At 63.4% G+C, this 17955-nt stretch carries 17 protein-coding genes; 10 read left to right on the top strand and 7 right to left on the bottom strand.

Translation table 11 applies throughout. From position 1 onward, the window contains the following. Window positions 1–30: 30 nt before the first annotated feature. Window positions 31–1179 carry a DUF3667 domain-containing protein gene (locus ACK4R0_RS11230; protein WP_409674022.1) on the top strand — a complete coding sequence of 383 codons (1149 nt, stop codon included), beginning with the start codon at window positions 31–33 and terminating at the stop codon, window positions 1177–1179. Between the two features lie 6 nt (window positions 1180–1185). On the opposite strand, the gene ACK4R0_RS11225 is transcribed toward ACK4R0_RS11230, so the two are convergent. After that, the gene (locus tag ACK4R0_RS11225) at window positions 1186–1590 is read right to left on the bottom strand and encodes an acyl-CoA thioesterase (protein ID WP_409674021.1); all 405 of its coding nucleotides are present in this window, start codon (window positions 1588–1590) and stop codon (window positions 1186–1188) included. 97 nt (window positions 1591–1687) lie between these two features. Continuing rightward, window positions 1688–4474, bottom strand: coding sequence for a TonB-dependent receptor (locus tag ACK4R0_RS11220; protein ID WP_409674020.1), 2787 nt, complete (start codon window positions 4472–4474; stop codon window positions 1688–1690). 192 nt (window positions 4475–4666) lie between these two features. On the opposite strand from ACK4R0_RS11220, the gene ACK4R0_RS11215 reads away from it, so the two are divergent. After that, the gene (locus ACK4R0_RS11215) at window positions 4667–5746 is read left to right on the top strand and encodes a phytase (protein WP_409674019.1); all 1080 of its coding nucleotides are present in this window, start codon (window positions 4667–4669) and stop codon (window positions 5744–5746) included. Window position 5747: 1 nt separating this feature from the next. Here ACK4R0_RS11215 and queF read toward each other — a convergent pair whose 3' ends face one another. Further along, a complete protein-coding gene (gene queF / locus ACK4R0_RS11210; RefSeq protein WP_409674018.1) occupies window positions 5748–6206 on the bottom strand; it encodes a preQ(1) synthase in 459 nt (152 codons plus the stop codon). A gap of 165 nt (window positions 6207–6371) precedes the next feature. Between queF and ACK4R0_RS11205 the strand changes: the two genes are divergently transcribed. The 3 genes from ACK4R0_RS11205 to ACK4R0_RS11195 all read left to right on the top strand — a co-directional run bounded on the left by ACK4R0_RS11205 (window position 6372) and on the right by ACK4R0_RS11195 (window position 10624). After that, window positions 6372–7853, top strand: a complete 1482-nt coding sequence (locus ACK4R0_RS11205; RefSeq protein ID WP_409674017.1) for a hypothetical protein — start codon at window positions 6372–6374, stop codon at window positions 7851–7853. A 96-nt stretch (window positions 7854–7949) separates the two neighbouring features. Continuing rightward, window positions 7950–9467 carry a S10 family peptidase gene (locus tag ACK4R0_RS11200; protein ID WP_409674093.1) on the top strand — a complete coding sequence of 506 codons (1518 nt, stop codon included), beginning with the start codon at window positions 7950–7952 and terminating at the stop codon, window positions 9465–9467. 65 nt (window positions 9468–9532) lie between these two features. Then, window positions 9533–10624: an energy transducer TonB gene (locus ACK4R0_RS11195; protein ID WP_409674016.1), complete on the top strand. Its 1092-nt coding sequence runs from the start codon at window positions 9533–9535 to the stop codon at window positions 10622–10624. A 190-nt stretch (window positions 10625–10814) separates the two neighbouring features. Here ACK4R0_RS11195 and ACK4R0_RS11190 read toward each other — a convergent pair whose 3' ends face one another. After that, window positions 10815–11402 carry a hypothetical protein gene (locus ACK4R0_RS11190; protein WP_409674015.1) on the bottom strand — a complete coding sequence of 196 codons (588 nt, stop codon included), beginning with the start codon at window positions 11400–11402 and terminating at the stop codon, window positions 10815–10817. Between the two features lie 66 nt (window positions 11403–11468). On the opposite strand from ACK4R0_RS11190, the gene ACK4R0_RS11185 reads away from it, so the two are divergent. The 3 genes from ACK4R0_RS11185 to ACK4R0_RS11175 all read left to right on the top strand — a co-directional run bounded on the left by ACK4R0_RS11185 (window position 11469) and on the right by ACK4R0_RS11175 (window position 13291). Beyond that, window positions 11469–11819: an arsenate reductase gene (locus ACK4R0_RS11185; protein ID WP_409674014.1), complete on the top strand. Its 351-nt coding sequence runs from the start codon at window positions 11469–11471 to the stop codon at window positions 11817–11819. Window positions 11820–11996: 177 nt separating this feature from the next. After that, complete coding sequence (locus tag ACK4R0_RS11180) at window positions 11997–12281, top strand: DUF427 domain-containing protein (protein ID WP_409674013.1); 285 nt, start codon at window positions 11997–11999, stop codon at window positions 12279–12281. Beyond that, window positions 12278–13291, top strand: a complete 1014-nt coding sequence (locus ACK4R0_RS11175; protein WP_409674012.1) for a glycerophosphodiester phosphodiesterase — start codon at window positions 12278–12280, stop codon at window positions 13289–13291. The genes ACK4R0_RS11180 and ACK4R0_RS11175 overlap by 4 nt, the downstream gene beginning before the upstream one ends. A gap of 12 nt (window positions 13292–13303) precedes the next feature. Here ACK4R0_RS11175 and ACK4R0_RS11170 read toward each other — a convergent pair whose 3' ends face one another. Further along, window positions 13304–14398 (bottom strand): endonuclease/exonuclease/phosphatase family protein, encoded by a 1095-nt coding sequence (locus ACK4R0_RS11170; RefSeq protein ID WP_409674011.1) that lies wholly within the window; start codon window positions 14396–14398, stop codon window positions 13304–13306. Between the two features lie 148 nt (window positions 14399–14546). Between ACK4R0_RS11170 and panB the strand changes: the two genes are divergently transcribed. Next, the gene (panB, locus tag ACK4R0_RS11165; protein WP_409674010.1) at window positions 14547–15419 is read left to right on the top strand and encodes a 3-methyl-2-oxobutanoate hydroxymethyltransferase; all 873 of its coding nucleotides are present in this window, start codon (window positions 14547–14549) and stop codon (window positions 15417–15419) included. A gap of 125 nt (window positions 15420–15544) precedes the next feature. Here the strand turns inward: panB and ACK4R0_RS11160 are convergent, their stop codons facing one another. Beyond that, entirely contained in the window at window positions 15545–16741 is a 1197-nt protein-coding gene (locus tag ACK4R0_RS11160; protein ID WP_409674009.1) for an acetyl-CoA C-acyltransferase, read from the bottom strand. Window positions 16742–16906: 165 nt separating this feature from the next. Here ACK4R0_RS11160 and ACK4R0_RS11155 point away from each other — a divergent pair, with 165 nt between their 5' ends. Further along, window positions 16907–17671: a prepilin peptidase gene (locus ACK4R0_RS11155; RefSeq protein WP_409674008.1), complete on the top strand. Its 765-nt coding sequence runs from the start codon at window positions 16907–16909 to the stop codon at window positions 17669–17671. A 25-nt stretch (window positions 17672–17696) separates the two neighbouring features. Here ACK4R0_RS11155 and ACK4R0_RS11150 read toward each other — a convergent pair whose 3' ends face one another. Next, a complete protein-coding gene (locus ACK4R0_RS11150; protein ID WP_409674007.1) occupies window positions 17697–17921 on the bottom strand; it encodes a hypothetical protein in 225 nt (74 codons plus the stop codon). Window positions 17922–17955: the final 34 nt, after the last annotated feature.

The raw sequence follows: 17955 nt of genomic DNA, 5'->3' as shown, positions 1-17955 counted from the left end.
TATGAAAATGGGTGTGGGGCGGCGACTGGGATGAGCGGCGAGTTCGAAGCGGTTGGGACGATGGCCGAAGCAGGCATGCTGGCGCGCGTGGCAGAGCCTGCCGCCGGCGAGCATTCTGCTGCGGGGCATGGCAAATGCCTCAACTGCGGCACGGTTCTGACTGGTCCTCACTGCCACCAATGCGGCCAGGCGGCGCATGTCCATCGATCGATCTCGGCTTTCTGGCACGACATACTGCATGGGGTGCTGCATTTCGACGGCAAGTTCTGGAACACCCTGCCGCTGCTCGCCTGGAAGCCGGGACACCTTACCCGCCGCTATGTCCACGGCGAGCGCGCCAAGTTCATCAGTCCGATGGCGCTGTTCCTGTTTTCGATCTTCATGATGTTCGCGATCTTTTCCTATGTCGGATCGCCCAATTTCACCGGTGGCAAGGGGGCAGAGGCATCCGCTGACGGCATCAACGTCGCCGCCGGTGGCGACTGGCGCGCCGAGATGCGGGAAGAAATCGTCAGGTTGGAAAGCAAAATCGCCGAACGCGAGACCAGCATGAACGCTCTGGCGGCAGACGATCCACAACGCGAAAAGCTCGCCGCACAGATTGCCGACTTCAAGAGGGACATCAATCGCCTGAGCTACGCGACCGATGGCGAGCCTCGCTACCGGGAAGTCGGGACATCCGATGAGAGCGTTCTTTCGGAAACCTTCGGGTTTGACAGCGACGTCTCTACCGGCGTCCCCGGTTTCGACGCCTGGATCAACAGGGTTGCGTCCAAGGCCAAGAAGAACCCCGAGCTGCTGCTCTACAAGATCCAGTCCAACGGCTATAAGTTCGCCTGGCTGCTGATCCCGCTTTCGATCCCGTTCGTTTGGCTCGTCACCTTGGGCAAACGCGGCCACCGTTTCTATGACCACGCGGTTTTCACCACCTATTCGATCGCGTTCATGTCGCTGCTGTTCATCGTCGTGACGCTGTCGGTAAAATTCAACATCGTCCCGGGTCTGATCGTGACGGCAGCATTGTTCTACGCGCCGTTCCATATGTACCGGCAATTGCGCCATGCCTATGGCACGTCGCGGATCGGCGGCATATTCCGGCTGACGCTGTTGCTGAGTTGCACCGGGATCGTGGTTCTGCTGTTCCTGACGATCCTCATCAACCTTGGGTTGATCGGCTGAGCCGGATCAGCTCCCGAAGAAACGGCGCTTGATGTCTTCTGCCAGCCGCGCGGGGCGCAGGGTCTGTGCATCGAGGCAACACCAGCTCGACTTGACCTCCGCCAGCACGTCTTCACCACGGCGGATGATCGTTTCGTAAAAGGCGCGCGCGCCGTGAACCTTTTCAAGCACGACGGTGGCAATCACCTGATCGTCCAGAAACGCGGGCTTGCGGTAGGTGATCTCGTGCTTCAGCGCGACCCACAGATGCTCGGCGACGGCCTGGGGCGGCGCGATGTTCTGCCAGTGCGCGACCACCGCGTCCTGCACCCATTTGAGGTAATGGGCGTTGTTGACGTGACCCATGAAATCGATCTCGGATGGGTCGACGCTAATCGGGTGATCGTGGCTTATTGCGGTGGGGTTGGTCATCGGTGTCAATATAGCTGGTGTGTGCGGTTTACGGAAGCGTAAATGCCGGAAGCCGCAAAAGGCTCCCGGCATCACGTAAGTCGGACAGTTTGGTTTGTCAGAAGGTCAGGCGAATGCCTGCCGTATAGCGCCGACCGAAGGTTTCATGCTCCAATGTGCGCTGACTGACCCCGGCAAAACGACGGCCCGGTCCGTTCAGCAGGTTGGCGGCATCGAAATACACCTCGAAATTGGGCGTGACAGAATAACGCGCCGATGCGTCAAGTTCGTCGTCCGTCGCCCAATAGATGTCGCCGCCAGTGTCGTCACCGCCGATCTCAGACAGCCACGCTGTCCGGCGCTGATAGCTCAAACGTGCGGAAAAGCCGTATTTTTCGTAATATGGCCCGACATTGTAGACCCATTTCGAGGTTCCGGGAAAGCGCACTTTGTCGCCGTCGGGGGTGGTCGCCTGGCTCTTGTTGTATGTGATATTGGCCTGGATGCCGAAACCGCCAATCCAGCTATCGCTCTCAATGAAGTTGCCAAGCTGCAGCGCAATGGCGGCTTCCGCGCCGTAAATATAGCCATCGCCGCCGTTGACGACCGTGTTGAGCAGATACTGCGAACGGTTGACGCCAGCAGTATTCAGGGCGTCGCTGCCAAAGACGCGGCTGTCATCGAACAGCACGTCGCGCACATCCTTGTAGAACACGCCAAGCGAGACGAAACCGCCCTGACGGATATACCACTCCCAGTACAGGTCGGCGCCCATCGCCTTTTCCGGTTCGGCAAAGGGATTGCCCCCGGAAATGGTTTCGTTGGCATCGTTGACCGTGAAGTTCGGCCGCAGGACATCGTAATCGGCGCGTGCGGCACCGGTGTTGAACGACAGGCGGACCTTCATGTCATCGCGCGCATTCCAGTTGATGTGCGCGCTGGGGAAGACGAGGGTCTGGCTCGTACCGATCGTCACGAGATTGGTGCCCTGCCCCGGCAGCGTAACGAACGCGCTGCCATCATTCTGGATGTGTTCGATGCGGGCGCCGTAAACGACGTTGCCCCAGTCGAAGCGGGTGGTGCCCATGGCATAACCCGCCCAGATTTCCTCGGAAACGTTATAGAAGTTGCTTTGCGCGGGTGCGAAGGTTCCAAGACGCAGTGCCCGCGCCAGAACTTCGCTGGCCTTGTCGTCCGAGAAATGGGTGATGGTGTAACCCGGACGGATCTTTCCCTTGAACGGATCATCGCCGAGGATCCCGCCAACGCCCGACCCGATGCCGGCTGAGACCAGCACGGGGTTGAGGACGTTACCGGAAACCGTCAGGTTGAGCTCGTTGCTTTCCTTTGTGCGGTTGTCATACTGCCCGCCGAACCGGAAGGTGGTGTCGCCAAAAAGCGAAGTGTTCACCCCAAATTCGAGCTTGCCGGTATAGGCGTCGGTCACGTCCAGCGCGATGAGCGAGGTTGCCGAGGAAAGGCTGTTGGGGAAATCCTGATACGCTTGCACCGCCGCGCCGCGCGAGAACACGCCAGTGGAGCTGCGCAGGGTACGGAACAGGCGAACCTGCGAATTGTTGGGATTGCGGAAATCATAGTCCGCCGTCACCCGGTTGACGCCGCCAACGCCATCTGTGCCATAGCCAGGGCTCTGGTAGGTCAGCAGATAGGGCTGCGAACGGTCATCTTCGGAACGAGTAAAGTTTCCGCGCCATTTGACCGTCCAGTTGCCGAACTCATGGTCGCCGCCCAGGGTGTTGGTAAACACCGACTGGCTGTAATCGGTCTTGCGGAAACGGGCGTCGAAATCGACACCATATACGGTGCCGACCAAAGGCGTATTGCCGGTGCAAACATCGGCATAGCCGGTGGTGAACGGCGCAGGCGATTGAATGCCTGTCGTCGGGCAAGGCGCGGCGCTGTTGGGCACCCGGCCTTCCTGGTCATCGGCATCGATGCGGTAATTGTCACGCAGCTCCTTGTCGGCAAACACGGTGTAGACCGAACTCAGGAACAGCTTGTTCTGGCTGTCGGGTTGCCATTCGACCCGTGCCGATCCTGAATAATTCTTGCGGGTGAGACGATAGAATTTGTTCTCGATCTCGCGTGCCCAGACCCTCGGGCCGGACTCGCCGGCGGCGAGCGGGCGATTGTCGCGCGTCACCACTTCCCAGTCGATCTCGAAATTGTCGGTGACCATGTCGCGCTGGTAGTAGCTGCCCGACACGAGCACGCCGATATCGCCGATGCTCGTCTCCCACCGGTTGGAGAGCACCAGCGAGGCTTCATATTCGCCGCGCCCGCCCAGTTCGACCCGGCCCATCCCGGCCTTGCCGGCGACATGGAAGCCGCGATAGTCGAACGGCGATCGAGTGACGATGTTGACGTTGCCTGCAATCGTCTCGCCGTTGAGGTCAGGCGTCACCGCCTTTTGCACGACGACCTGCGACGCGAGCGCCGAAGGGATCGAATCGAACCGCGCGTCGCGGCCTTCCGGGCTCACCACGAAAATGCCGTCGAACGACAGGGTCGTCCAGTTTAGTGGCGATCCGCGCAGGTTGATATAGCGCGCCTGGCCCTGGTCGCGCTGGACGCCGATGCCGGGAAGACGGCTGACCGCCTGGGCAATGTTCTGGTCGGGCAGACGGCCGATCGAATCCGATGCAAGGACGCTGACCAGCGAGTCAGACTCGCGCTGGGCGCGAAGCGCTGCGATCTCGGATTCCGCGATCGGGCGGCTGCCGCGCACGATGATGTCGCCTCCCTCATCGACAACCGGCTCAGCCGGCGCAGCATCCTGTGCGACAGCCAGTGTCGGCGTCAACGCAGCAAGCGCGATCCCCGCAAGCATGGCGCAGCGCATACGTGCAACTGCGGCAGGACCGCAGCCCTTGTCATGTGTCATGTGATAAATCCCCCGAATCAATCAGCGGCAAACCCGCTGTCGCAGCGCCGCTATCAGCGCTCCGCGACGGATGGATGACGCAAAGATTGCGGTTTTGCGTCGGTTCGTGCGCAAAACTGTCATGAACGCGCCACATCGCCGTGGCAGCGGCGCACGGTCACTTCGTCCGCTTGTCCAAAGGATCGTCCGTCCATGATTTCTTCCCGTCGCGTTGCCCTGCTCGGCTGCAGCCTGTTTTCCTTGATCGTGGCGGCCTGCGCGCCCCAGGAGATTCCGTCGGCAACGCGCATCGCCAATGCCCTGCCCGCGATCGATGTTGCCGCCACCCGCGAGACCGAGCCGGTCGGCACCGCCAATGCCGATGCAGCGGACGATCCGGCGATCTGGCGCAACGCCGACAATCCCGCCGCCAGCCTGATTGTCGGCACCGACAAGAAAGCCGGGCTGTATGTGTATGGCATGGACGGCAAGGTGCGCGGGTCGTCGCTCACCGGGCGCTACAACAACGTTGCGCTGTTCGACGGCGAACACGGCATCGTCGTCATCGCCAGCGACCGCACCGATCCGGTCAACTCCAAGCTGGCGCTGTTCCTGCTCGATCCCATGACCGGCGTGCTGTCACCGCTGGCCAGCGTGCCGAGCGGCGCAGGCGAAGCTTATGGGGTGTGCGTCACCGGCGCGCCGCGCATCGCGATGGTCGGCGCCGCCGATGCAATCACGGTCTATGCCGCGATCAAGGACGGAACCGTCCGCCAGATCAACATCAGTCACAAGGACGGCAGAATCGAACACACGATCGGGGAAAGCTGGAAACTGGCCACGCAGATCGAAGGCTGTGTCATCGATCCAGCCACCGGAATGCTGTTCGTCGGTGAAGAGGATGTCGGCATCTGGAAGATCGATGTGGCGCGCCCCGGTTCTTCTCCGGTGATGTTCGCTCCCGCCGATGGCAAGGCGCTGGTCGCCGATGTCGAAGGCCTCGCGATCGCCACACGCGAAGGTGAAAGCAGCTGGCTCGTCGCCTCCAGCCAGGGCGACAATGCCTATGCGGTGTTCGATACCGCCACCGGCACGCTGCTGGGACGCTTCCGTATCAACGGCGGCGCGATCGACGGCACATCGGAAACCGACGGAATCGAACTGGCCACGGGCGATTTCGGTCCCGGCTTCGAGCAGGGCGTGTTCATCGCGCAGGATGGCGACAACGGGGGCGGCACGCAGAACTTCAAGCTGGTCAGCTGGGCGGCGATCCTGGCCGCGCTGGGGCTGTAACTCAACCCCGCCCGCGATACCCCGGAACCTCCTGCGGTGGCAGCCATAGCCCCGCAGGTGGTTCGCCCGATTGCCAGAACACGTCGATCGGAATGCCACCGCGCGGATACCAGTATCCGCCGATGCGCAGCCAGTGCGGCTGCATCTCGTCGAAAAGCCGCTCGCCGATGCCGACGGTGCAATCTTCGTGAAACGCCTGATGATTGCGGAAGCTGCCAAGGAACAGCTTGAGCGACTTGGATTCGACCATCACCTTATCGGGTGCATAATCGATCACCAGATGCGCGAAATCGGGCTGGCCGGTGACCGGGCACAATGATGTAAACTCCGGCACGGCAAAGCGCACCAGATAGGGTTTTCCGGGCCGCGGATTGGGCACATAATCCAGCGCCGCCTCTTCGGGCGAGGTCGGCATCGGGCTGTCTTTGCCCAGAAAGCGTGTTTGGGGTTGATCGGACATGCGCCTCATCTAATGCGACACACGGCTGATGTCATCTCCTGCCATGCATTCAGCGCGGATTAACCGCGCGCAAGGCGTTGCGGAAGCAGACCGCAGACCACGCGCTTCGGGGAACGATAAGGCCAAGGAACGATGGGCCAGAAAACGATGGGAAAAGTCGACAGCATGCACGCACCGTTCAAACAGGCGCTCGTGGCGTTGCCCGTGACCCTGGCGCTCGGGTTGGCGGCCCTGGCTCCGTCGATCGCGCTTGGGCAGGATGGATCGCCCGGAAGTTTCTCGCTGCCTCCGGGCCAACCCCCCGCGCAGCAACAGCCGCCCAGCAACGTTCAGGGGCCGGTGGACAGCGAATCGACGCCGCCCCGCCGAACTGATCAGCCTGCCGAGCCTGTCCCTGCCCCGCCGTCGCCCAGCATCACCCCGGCACCGGTGCCGATCCCGCAGCAGCGCCAGGAGGCACCCCAAGCCGAGCGTGCTCCGCCGCCGCGCACCCAGCGGGAGCAGCGCGCTCCGGCAGAAGAGCAGCCAGCGCCGCCTGTCGCCGAGACGCCCGCACTTGTGGCCGAGCCTGGAACGGTGGACGAAGTTCCAGCCACGACGCCTCTGCCGGTGCCCGATATTCCCGAAATACCCGCGCAGACGCCTGAATCCGGAACCGGCGAAACCGGGGGCGACGGCGACGACGCGGACGGATCGGTGTGGTGGTGGCTCGCGGCGGGATTGGTCGCGCTCGCCAGCCTGATCGCAATGGCGCTGCGCCAGCGCTCGGCAGCGCGTGCCCGGGCTGAGTCCGCGACCGCCGCCGCCGCGCCGATCATCCCCACCGATACGGTCCCGACGCCGCCGCTGCGCAGCCCGCCACCGGCGCCCCGCCAGACTGCGCCGGAGCCGATTGCCCCGCGGGCGCCAGCAAGCTCGGTGCCGTTCGGGATGGTGCAGGGCAAGGGTCCATCCTTCGGTGCAGCGCCATCGCCGTCCCCGGCGCCTGCGCCGACGCCAGCGACCACTCCTGCCTCTGCCCCTGCACCAGTCCCTGCCCCTGCCCCTGCCCCTGCCCCTGCCCCTGCCCCTGCCCCTGCCCCTTCCCCTGTTGCCGCGCCAGCACCGGTCGCTGACCGAGCGCCTGATATCGGCGCTTCCCCTGCCCAGCAGCCCCCTCGGTTGCTGCTCGACTTCACCACGCTTGGTGTCGATGTGACGCTGGTCAACGCCGTGGCGCGTTACCACCTTGGCGTCACCAATATGTCCCAGATCACGGTCAGCGACGTGGTTCTGCACGGCGCGGTCGTGCAGGCGCGGCGCGGGATGCCGCCGACGATCGACCCGATGCAGGGCGACAGCCTGCTGCCGCTGCTCCAGAAGATCGCCGACATCGCGCCCGATGCCACGCAGCGCTGCGAAGGACAGATCCGCCTGCCGCTGCAGCAGATCGAACCGATCGAGATGCAGGGACGGCTGCTGTTCGTGCCGGTCGTCCACATCTGGATCGGCTATTCGGGGCCCGATGGCACGCGCTATGCCGTCACCCAGTCGTTCGTGCTGGGCGAGGAGAGCTCGCCGCCCGGACCGCGCGTCGGCCCGCTGCGGCTCGACCTCGGCCCGCGCCGCTTCACCGAAGTCGGCCAGCGACCGCTGCAACCTGCCTGATCGGTCGCGGCCCGGCGCACGCCGCTTGCCAACCCGTCTTGTGTCGTGCCAAGCTGCAAATGGTATACGGATTTACATTTCGAGAGGGACACCATGATGCGCAGCTTGATCGGTTCTGCGGCGATAGCGCTCTGCCTGGCGTCGGCACCTGTGCTGGCCCAGGAGAGCGCAAAGCCCAGCAGCAAGGACAGCGAGAAGGCCGCGCCCGTACGTGCCGAGCCAATGGTCTCTGTCACCCGGCACACCGGCACGTTCGGCGGCCAGCGCGTCGCCTACACCGCCACGGCAAGCGACACCTTCCTCAAGGACGACAAGGGCAACGCGAGGGCCCGCATCTTCTCTGTCAGCTACGTCAAGGATGCGCCCGAGGCCAATCGCCCGGTCACCTTCCTGTTCAACGGTGGCCCCGGATCGGGATCTTTGTGGCTGCACATGGGCGCCTTCGGCCCCAAGCGCGTTGCGATGCCCAATGATGGCCGCGACGATGGTGCCCCGCCGTACCGCATCATCGACAATCCCGACAGCCTGCTCGATACCACCGATATCGTGTTCATCGATCCGGTCGGCACCGCGTTCTCGACCGCTTTGGGCGATACCGATCCCAAGGAATTCTGGGGCGTCACCAAGGATGCCAAGTCGATCGCCGAGTTCATTCGGCTATGGCTGTCGCAGAACAACCGCTGGAACGCGCCCAAATATCTGGGCGGCGAAAGCTATGGCACCACCCGCACCGCCGCGGTCGTCAACGAGCTCGAAGGCACCTACAACGACGTCGCGTTCAACGGCCTGTTGCTGATCTCTACCATCCTCGATTTCGGCGCGCAGGCAGAAGTCCCGGGCAACGAAATGCCCTATGTGCTGATGGTGCCGAGCATGGCGGTGACCGCGCTGTATCACGGCAAGACCACGCCCGCGGCGGCAGGCGGGGGCGCGGCCGAACTGGCGGCCGAAGCCAAGGCGTTTGCCACCAACGAATATCTGCCCGCCTTGATGAAAGGCACGGCACTGGTCGGCGACGAACGCGCCGCGATCCGTACCAAGCTTGCCCGCTACACCGGCCTGACCGAACAGTATCTTGAGAGCGCCGACCTTCGTGTCGTTCCGGGAAGATACTACAAGGAACTGCTGCGCGATCGCGGTCTGGTCATCGGCCGGCTCGATGCGCGTTACACCGGCAAGGACTTCGACAACGCCGGGGAGACGCCCGACAACGACCCCAGCTTCTATGGCATCGACGCGAGCTACACTGCGGCGTTCAACGCCTATGTCCGGCAGGAGCTCAGGTTCAATCCCGAACGGCAATATGTCACCATCGGCGGCGTGCGCGACTGGGACTGGGATCTGCCCGGCGGCGAAAACCGCTATTACAAGAACGTCGCGCCGTATATTGGCCGTGCGTTGCGTGAGAACAGCGGCCTTCGGGTGCTGGTGGCGCAGGGCTGGTACGATTTCGCGACGCCGTTCTTCGGCGCCGAATACTCGCTCACCCGCACCGGCATTCCCACCGACCGCATCGAATACACCAGCTACGACGCCGGACACATGATGTACGTCAACGAGACTGATCTGACCAAGCTGTCGCGCGATATCCGGGGATTCATTCAGCGGCGTTGACATGGTTGTTCCGGCAGGTATTTTTCGCCTCGAAACCGTAATGATTTCAAGGCATAAGATTAGCCATGGTCAACACTGTCTCCGCCGCGTTGCTGCTCCCGATCGCCTTCGTCCTCGCAACGCCGCCTCCGATTGCGGTGAGCACGCCTGCCGGACGTCCGGACAGGGCGCTGATCGCCTGGCTGCCTGGCGAGGTCCGTTGCAGCGGCGCGGTCGTGTCGCCAGACTTCCTCGAACGTCCCTTGGCGAGCCTGACCTGGGCAAGCCAGCCCCAGGGCAATGCCATGGCCTATACGTTCGATATCGACGCCGATGGCCGGACGATGGCGATTCGCAAGGTTGGCGCGGCGATGCGCGGCGTCGGATCGGAGGACATCGCGCCCTCGCTCGCCGCCACCCGCTTCGCCCCCGGCAGCGGACATGCAAATTGCACGATCAATTACGTGCCTCGCCAGACCAGCCTCGATGCGACGCCGGTTGCCGACCTCACCGCATATTCGGTGAATGCGATATCCGGGCCATTGCCCAGGGACGCGTGGGAACGGATGTTCGCCGATAGCGATTGCCGCGACGACCGTGCGCTTGGACTCAAGGCGCGCGTATTCCCCGACTTCAAGGCGATTGCGGCAACGCCCGGGGTGCGGGAATGGTCGCTGGTCGGCTACGACATTCGCGAAGACGGGACGACCACGAACGTCGAGACGATCGCGGGAACCAAAAACGCCGCCCTCGATACCGCGAGCAGAAAAGCCGTTCAAGAGACGCGCTACTACAAAGGTGGCCGCAAGGGATGCCGCTTCCCCTATTGGCGCAATCCCGGCGCGCTTCCGGCGCCGCCCGCACCCGACGACAAACAGTTCCGTCCCGTCGGCGCGACCTGCCCTGAGCGGCACGAATGGGCTGTAAAGCCCACCCTGCACTTCCCCGAACCCTATCGCCGCCGCGCGATCGAAGGCTGGGCGGTCGTCACTTATGATGTCGCCCCATGGGGAGAGGTTTCGAACATCCAGGTGGTCGCGAGCCAGCCGACCGAAGACTTCGGCGCGCAGGCTACCTCCGTGGTGCGCGGGGGGAAAGCCGTGACCACCCAAGGTTTTGTTGGGTGCGTCGAGCGGGTGAAGTTCGTGATGGGCGCATCCGAGGACAAAGACCAATAAGCAAGCCATCGATCTACGGCATCCCCAACTGCGAGCATTTGGGAGAGGTTGTAGCTCGGATCGTCAGGACTTGCCGCGTGTCCTCAGCGACCGCTTTCAGGCTTCGCGACTGGATCGTGCAATGACTGAGATTGGGTGGGAAGGCGAATGTCTGCTGCTAGATCAGCCCCGTTTGGAGACAGTCATTTCCTTAGTCGCAATTCGTCAGCGGGAACGCTCCTTTGCCGGAAGCGACCTCTTTGACTTTCCATCGGCCCGATAGTTTTTCGACAGTGGCATCGGCGAATGCATGAGCCGCCTTCAAGTCGTCGCCATTGAAGCCAATTACGATTTGGTCGGTCGGCATACCGAGGTTGCCCGCTCCGAAGCTAAAGTCATCTCCATGCCGAGCACCGATATTCACAGTTTGATCATTGAGCGGCACTTTTTCGTTGTCTGCGGCAAGGGACGTTAGCTCCTGATAGGTGTCTTTGCTTCGATCGTAAAACCGCATCTGATGTTCGTCTGAAATCTCTCGCATGAATGTTGTGAAGGCAGTGATCTCGCCGGCGTGTTCAAGGCAGAATTGGACCATGCGGAAGGGCTGCTTTCCCTCGGCGCATCCACCAACTCCGAGTATGGCAATTGCCAGAGCCACGGTGCGGATAGGGAAACTTATCATGTCGTGGGGATGGCCTCGCGTCTGGTTTAGGAGATGATACCACAGAGGCACGAACGGCAGAAATGGGGTCGTTTGATGAACGGCAGGTTTTTTGACGATGGCGTGAAAAGCTGTCATCCAATTTATCCACGGCATACGCAATGATGACCTTCTGCAACGCCGAAAAAATATCAAAGGAAATCCATGACTAAGATTGTGATGCACGGCATCCCCAACTGCGACACGATGAAGAAGGCGCGTGTGTGGCTGGACACGCATGGCCTCGCGTATGACTTCCACGACTACAAGAAGCTGGGTGTCACGGCGGACAAGCTCAATGGCTGGGCCGATGTCGTCGGTTGGGAGGTGCTGCTCAACAAGGCGGGCACCACATTCCGCAAGCTGTCCGATGCCGACAAGCTTGGCATCGACCGCGACAAGGCGATTGCGCTGATGGTCGAGCAGCCATCGCTGATCAAGCGCCCGGTGCTGGAATATCCTGGCGGCGTGCTGGTCGGGTTCAAGCCTGAACTTTATGCCGAGGCGCTGGGCTGATTCCAGTTGTCATAAGCCTGTCAGCTTGGCCGCTTAAAGCCTATTCCAACGCAGTATGATTTCGTCATTCCCGCGAACGCGGGAATCCCGCTACTGTCGAAACGTCAGCACAGAAGCGGGCCCCCCGCATACGCGGGGGTGACGACGATTTTATCGCAACGAGACAAGGAAAAACCCATGCCCAAGGCCATCTGGAACGGCACCGTGATCGCCGAGAGCGACGACACCGTCGTCGTCGAGCGCAACCATTATTTCCCGCGTGACAGCGTCCGCGCCGACCTGCTCAAGCCCAGCGCCACCACCAGCGTGTGCGGGTGGAAGGGCACCGCGTCCTATTATTCGCTCGAGGTCGACGGCAAGACCAACGCCGATGCGGTCTGGTACTACCCCGAGCCCAAGGATGCGGCGAAAGAGATCACCGATCGCATGGCGTTCTGGAAGGGCGTCGAGGTCACCGCGTGATTCTCGCTGCGGTCGCGCTGCTCGCCAGCACCACCAGCCCGCTCGTCATCGCGCATCGCGGGGCGAGCGGGGAGCGGCCCGAGCACACGCTCGAGGCCTATGGCCACGCGATCGATCAGGGTGCGGACTATATCGAACCCGATCTGGTCAGCACCCGCGACGGCGTGCTGGTGGCGCGGCACGAGAACGAGATATCGGAAACCACCGATGTCGCCGATCATCCCGAGTTCGCCGACCGCAGGACCAGCAAGCTGATCGACGGGCAGACCCTGACCGGCTGGTTCACCGAGGACTTCACACTGGCAGAGCTCAAGACCCTGCGCGCCAAGGAACGCCTGCCGCAGTTGCGCAAGGCCAACACCGCCTATGACGGCCAGTTCGAGGTGCCGACGCTCAGCGAGATCATCGCCCTTGTGCAGAAGCGCCAGGCGAAGACCGGGCGCTCGATCGGCCTCTATCCCGAAACCAAGCACCCGAGCTATTTCCGCTCGATCGGCCTGCCGCTCGAAGAGCCTTTGGTCGCGGCGCTGGACGCATCCGGCTATCGCGACGCCGACGACCGGGTGTTCATCCAGAGCTTCGAGGTCGAAAACCTCAAGCGCCTGCGCGGCATGACGAAGCTGCCGCTGGTGCAACTGATGGCGGCATCCGCCGGCCCGCCCGACCTGCCCGGCGTCACCTATGCCGCGATGAGCACGCCCGATGGCCTAGCCGATGTCGCGCGCTATGCCGACGCGATCGGCGCAGAAAAGTCGATGGTCATACCGCGCGATACTGCAGGCAATCTGGTCGAGCCGACGACGCTCGTGAGCGATGCGCATGCTGCGGGTCTCAAGGTCCATGTGTGGACCTTCCGGCGCGAAAACTACTTCCTGCCGCAGGATCTTCGTGTCGGCGCCGACCCGACCGGCAGCGGAAACATAACCGCAGAGATCCGCGCATATCGCGCCACCGGCATCGACGGCTATTTCACCGACAACGTCGCCGAAGGCGTCGCCGCCGCTCGCTGATTCAATGGGGGATCACGGCTTCGGGGGCGATCCGCCCGAAGCCGTGCCCTCTTCACGCGCGGCTTCCTTGCCATCGCGGATGGCGTCGCGCATGTCCTTCTTGTCGTCCGCATCGGCCTTTTCAGGCTCGTCGTTCAACGCCTTTGCGGCTTTCGGCGCCAGGCACAGCCGGGCAAAGACCGGCAAATGGTCGGACCCGACATTCTCGAGCACCTTCATGTCCACCAGCGTGAAATCGGGCGAGATGAACAGGTGATCGAGCGGCCAGCGCAGCCCGGGCAGGTTCGCCGGGAAGGTCGCATACAGCCCGCGACCGACGCGCGGATCGAGATAGCCACCGATCCGCTTGAACATCTGCGAGGTGCGCGACCAGGCGACATCGTTGAAATCACCCATCGCCAGCACGGGCAGGTGGGTTTCCTTGGCATGGCGCGCGGCGATCGCGATCTCGGCATCGCGCTTTTCGGTATCGTTGCCAGGCTGCGGCGGACGCGGATGCAGCCCGATATAGCGGAACCTTGCCCCGGCCCCGGTCTGCATGGTCGCAAACACCGATGGCGTCTCGGTGTCGATCAGCCAGGTGATCTCGGCGTCTTCGACCGGCAGTCGCGACAGCAGGATCAGGCCATAGAGGTTGTCGAGCGGCGCCGACTGCCGGTGCGGATAGCGATCGATCACCGGCTTGAGCGCAGCTTCCCACATTTCGTCGGTCTCAAGCAGCAGCACGATGTCGGGATCCTCGCGATCGATCAGCGATATCGTCCGCGCATAATCGCGGTTGGTCTGCAGCACGTTGAACGAAAATGCGCTGAAGCAGTTCTCGCGGCTGACCACCGCCTGCGCGACCTCCGTCTTGGCGAGGCGCGTGTAGGGATAAATGCGCGCCGCCTGCCATCCGATCACCAGCACCATGCCGACCACGACCAGCGTGCGCGCCCAGCCTGCGAGCACCGGGATCGCCAGCGCCAACGCCAGGATGGCAACCAGGATCAGTGCCACACGCGGGAAATCCCACATGCGGATGTACCACCGATAGCTGGTCAGCAGGCTGAGCGCGGTACCGGTCGCAGCAATCGCAGCCAGCACATAAACCAGTGTTCGCAGCATCCTGAGTAATATCCATGTCTTGAGAAGTTCGCGGGCGCTCTTGTCGCCAAATGCGCGCGATTAGGCAAGCGCGGCTTGTGCGACGGTCATCGGTCGCCTGTCGTTGTTGTATTTGCACCGCACCGCCTGCCCCGCTACACCGGCGCGCATGTCCACGACCTACACGCTCGATACGTCGACCAGCCGCGCCAACCCCACCCCTGCGCCGATGAAGCGCCTGACCGTGCCCGCGATCCAGCGGCGCAAGGTGGATGGCGTGACCGAACAGCCTGTGGTGATGCTGACCGCCTACACCGCACGGATGGCGCAGTTGCTCGATCCGCATTGCGACATGCTGCTGGTCGGCGATTCGCTGGGCCAGGTGATCTACGGATTGCCCAGCACGGTGCCGGTGACCATCGAGATGATGGCAGCGCATGGCGCTGCGGTCGTTCGCGGCAGCTATCACAGCATCGTCGTCATCGACATGCCGTTCGGCAGCTATGAAGCCTCGCCCGAACAGGCGTTCGCCAGCGCCGCCCGGTTGCTCAAGGAAACCGGCGCGGCGGCGGTGAAGCTCGAGGGCGGCGCGGCGATGGCGCCGACCGTCAGGTTCCTTACCGAACGCGGCATCCCCGTGGTCGGCCATGTCGGGCTGACCCCGCAGGCGATCAACATTCTGGGCAGCTATGCCGCGCGCGGGCGATCGGGCGCCGAAGCCGACAAGATCGTCAGCGATGCGGTCGCGCTCGACAAGGCGGGCGCCTTCGCGATCGTGGTCGAAGGCGTGGTCGAGCCGATCGCGATTGCGGTAACCGAGGCGGTGGCTGCGGTGGTGATCGGCATCGGCGCATCGGCGCAGTGCGATGGTCAGGTCTTGGTCACCGAGGATATGCTCGGCCTGTTCGAGCGCACCGCGCGGTTCGTCAAGAAATACGAGAACCTGGCCGGGGTGATCGAGACCGCGGTGAAGAGCTATTCGGCCGAAGTGTCCGCCCGCAGCTTCCCAAGCGCCGACCAGACCTACGCACCGAAGGACTGACCATCGTCATTCCCGCGAACGCGGGAATCCCGCTTTCTTTGATCTTGGCGAAAAAGCGGGACCCCCGCGTTCGCGGGGGTGACGAGAATAGGTGCCTGTAGAGGTCCGTTTCTTCCGCTCTTCCCTCAGATCAGCTCCAACGCCACCGCCGTCGCCTCGCCGCCGCCGATGCACAGCGATGCCACGCCACGCGTACCGCCATGCGTCTGCAGCGCCGAAATCAGCGTCGCGATGATCCGCGCGCCGCTCGCGCCGATGGGATGGCCCAAAGCGGTCGCCCCGCCATGCACGTTGACCTTGTCGTGCGGAATACCAAGGTCGCGCATCGCGATCATCGAAACGCAGGCAAACGCCTCGTTGACCTCGAACAGATCGACGTCATCCACGCTCCATCCGGCCTTTTCCATCGCCTTGCGGCTGGCATCGACCGGCGCGGTGGTGAACTTGGCAGGCGCATGCGCGTGCGCCGCGTGGCTGACGATCCGTGCGACCGGCTTGAGGCCAAGCTTGTCGGCGACGCTCTGCCGGGTCAGCACCAAGGCGGCCGCGCCATCCGAGATCGACGAAGCGTTGGCAGCCGTGATCGTGCCGTCCTTGGCGAAGGCGGGCTTGAGCGTCGGGATCTTGCTGGCATCGCCCTTGAGCGGCTGTTCGTCCTTGTTGACGGTGACATTGCCCTTGCGCCCTGCGATCTCGACCGCGACGATCTCGCGATCGAACGCGCCCGAGGTCTGCGCATGCTGCGCGCGGGTGAGCGAGGTCACCGCGTAATCGTCCTGCGCCTCGCGGGTGAACTGATATTCGCCTGCGGTTTCCTCGGCAAACGTCCCCATCGCCCGGCCGGGTTCATAGGCGTCCTCGAGGCCGTCGAGGAACATATGGTCCATCACCCGGTCATGGCCGATCCGCGCGCCGCCACGATGCTTGGTCAGCAGGTACGGCGCGTTGGTCATGCTTTCCATGCCGCCGGTGACCAACATGTCGACCGATCCCGATGCCAGCGCTTCGGCGCCCATGATCGTTGCCTGCATGCCGCTGCCGCACATCTTGTTGACCGTGGTCGCCTCGACCGAATTCGGCAGACCCGCCTTCAGCGCCGCCTGGCGTGCAGGCGCCTGGCCAAGCCCTGCCGGCAGAACGCAACCCATATAGATCCGCTCGATGGCATCGCCGGACACGCCTGCCCGCTCGACCGCCGCCTTGACCGCGGTCGCGCCAAGCTCGGTCGCGCTTGCGCCAGACAGGCTGCCCTGAAAGCTGCCCATGGGAGTGCGCGCGTACGACACGATGACGACGGGATCGGCGGCGGAAAATGCGGTCATGACATTCGGTCCTTTGGCGGCTTCAATGATGGCATTTCCCCTAGAGCAAGCGGCGCTGCATTTCAAATGCCGCACGCGGGCCATGAAAGCGCTTTCCACCCCCAGCCCATGCCCGCTAAAGGCCGATGGACGCGCCTCCATCCCCGGCGCAAGGCTGATTAAACGATGTTTTCACCCCTGCTGCACCACCCCGTGATCGCTCCGATCGCTGCAGCGATACTGGGGGCGATCCTTGGCAGCTTCATCGCAGCCCTGGTTGGCCGCTGGCCGCAGGGGCGCTCGGTGCTCACCGGCAGATCGGCATGCGATTCGTGCGGCGTAACGCTCCGCCCTTGGCAGCTGGTGCCGATCATCTCCTATCTGGTGCTGCAGGGCCGATGCGCCGCATGCGGCGGAAAGATCGGACGCGACGCGCTGCTCGTTGAATTGGTCGCTGCGGCCATCGGCGGGCTGGCCCTGGCGTTACACCCTGGCTGGCCAGGGGTGGCTATTGCCGCGTTCGGATGGCTGTTGCTGCCCCTGGCGTGGCTGGATTTCAGGCACTATTGGCTGCCGCATCCGCTCACTTTGGCGCTGGCGATCGGCGGGCTGATTGCCGCCAGCGCAGGCATCCCGCCAGACTGGGCCAGCCGCCTTATCGGCGCCGTCACCGGGTTCGGGATGCTGTCGATCATCGCATTTGCCTATCGAGCCTTTCGCGGGCGCGAGGGGCTGGGCGGCGGCGACCCGCTGCTGCTCGGTGCCATCGGTCTGTGGCTGGGATGGCAGCTGCTGCCGCTGGTGCTGATGATCGCCAGCGGTGCAGGTCTGGTCATCGCGCTCGTTCTGCAACGGCGCGGCGTGGCACTCACGAGCGCAACGCGTTTTCCGCTGGGCACGCTGATGGCAGCGGCGGCCTGGCCGGTCGCATTGCTGTTTGCGTTGCCCTGACAGCCAAGCCGATAAGCCTCAGCAATCAGCTGCGACGGGCGGCCTTGTCGAGGCGGGGCGCCAAAAACCTGCGTCCGGCCTTGGACACCGCAACGGTGATGCTGGCGAGCAAGGTCAAAAAGCCGAGCCCGACGATCAGACCCGACGATGCGCCGAGCGCGAGCAGGATCAGCATGACGCCGACAAAGGGCGCTGCCACGAGCCCGAACAGACCGGCGACGACAAGCGTGGATTGGAGCGTGTTGAACATGGCGGGGATCTTCCGGCGTAGCTGCGAGTGCGCA

Origin of the sequence: Blastomonas sp., assembly GCF_046294995.1 — a bacterium.
Taxonomy (GTDB): Bacteria; Pseudomonadota; Alphaproteobacteria; order Sphingomonadales; family Sphingomonadaceae; genus Blastomonas.
This window is presented reverse-complemented; position numbering and strand designations above follow the sequence as displayed.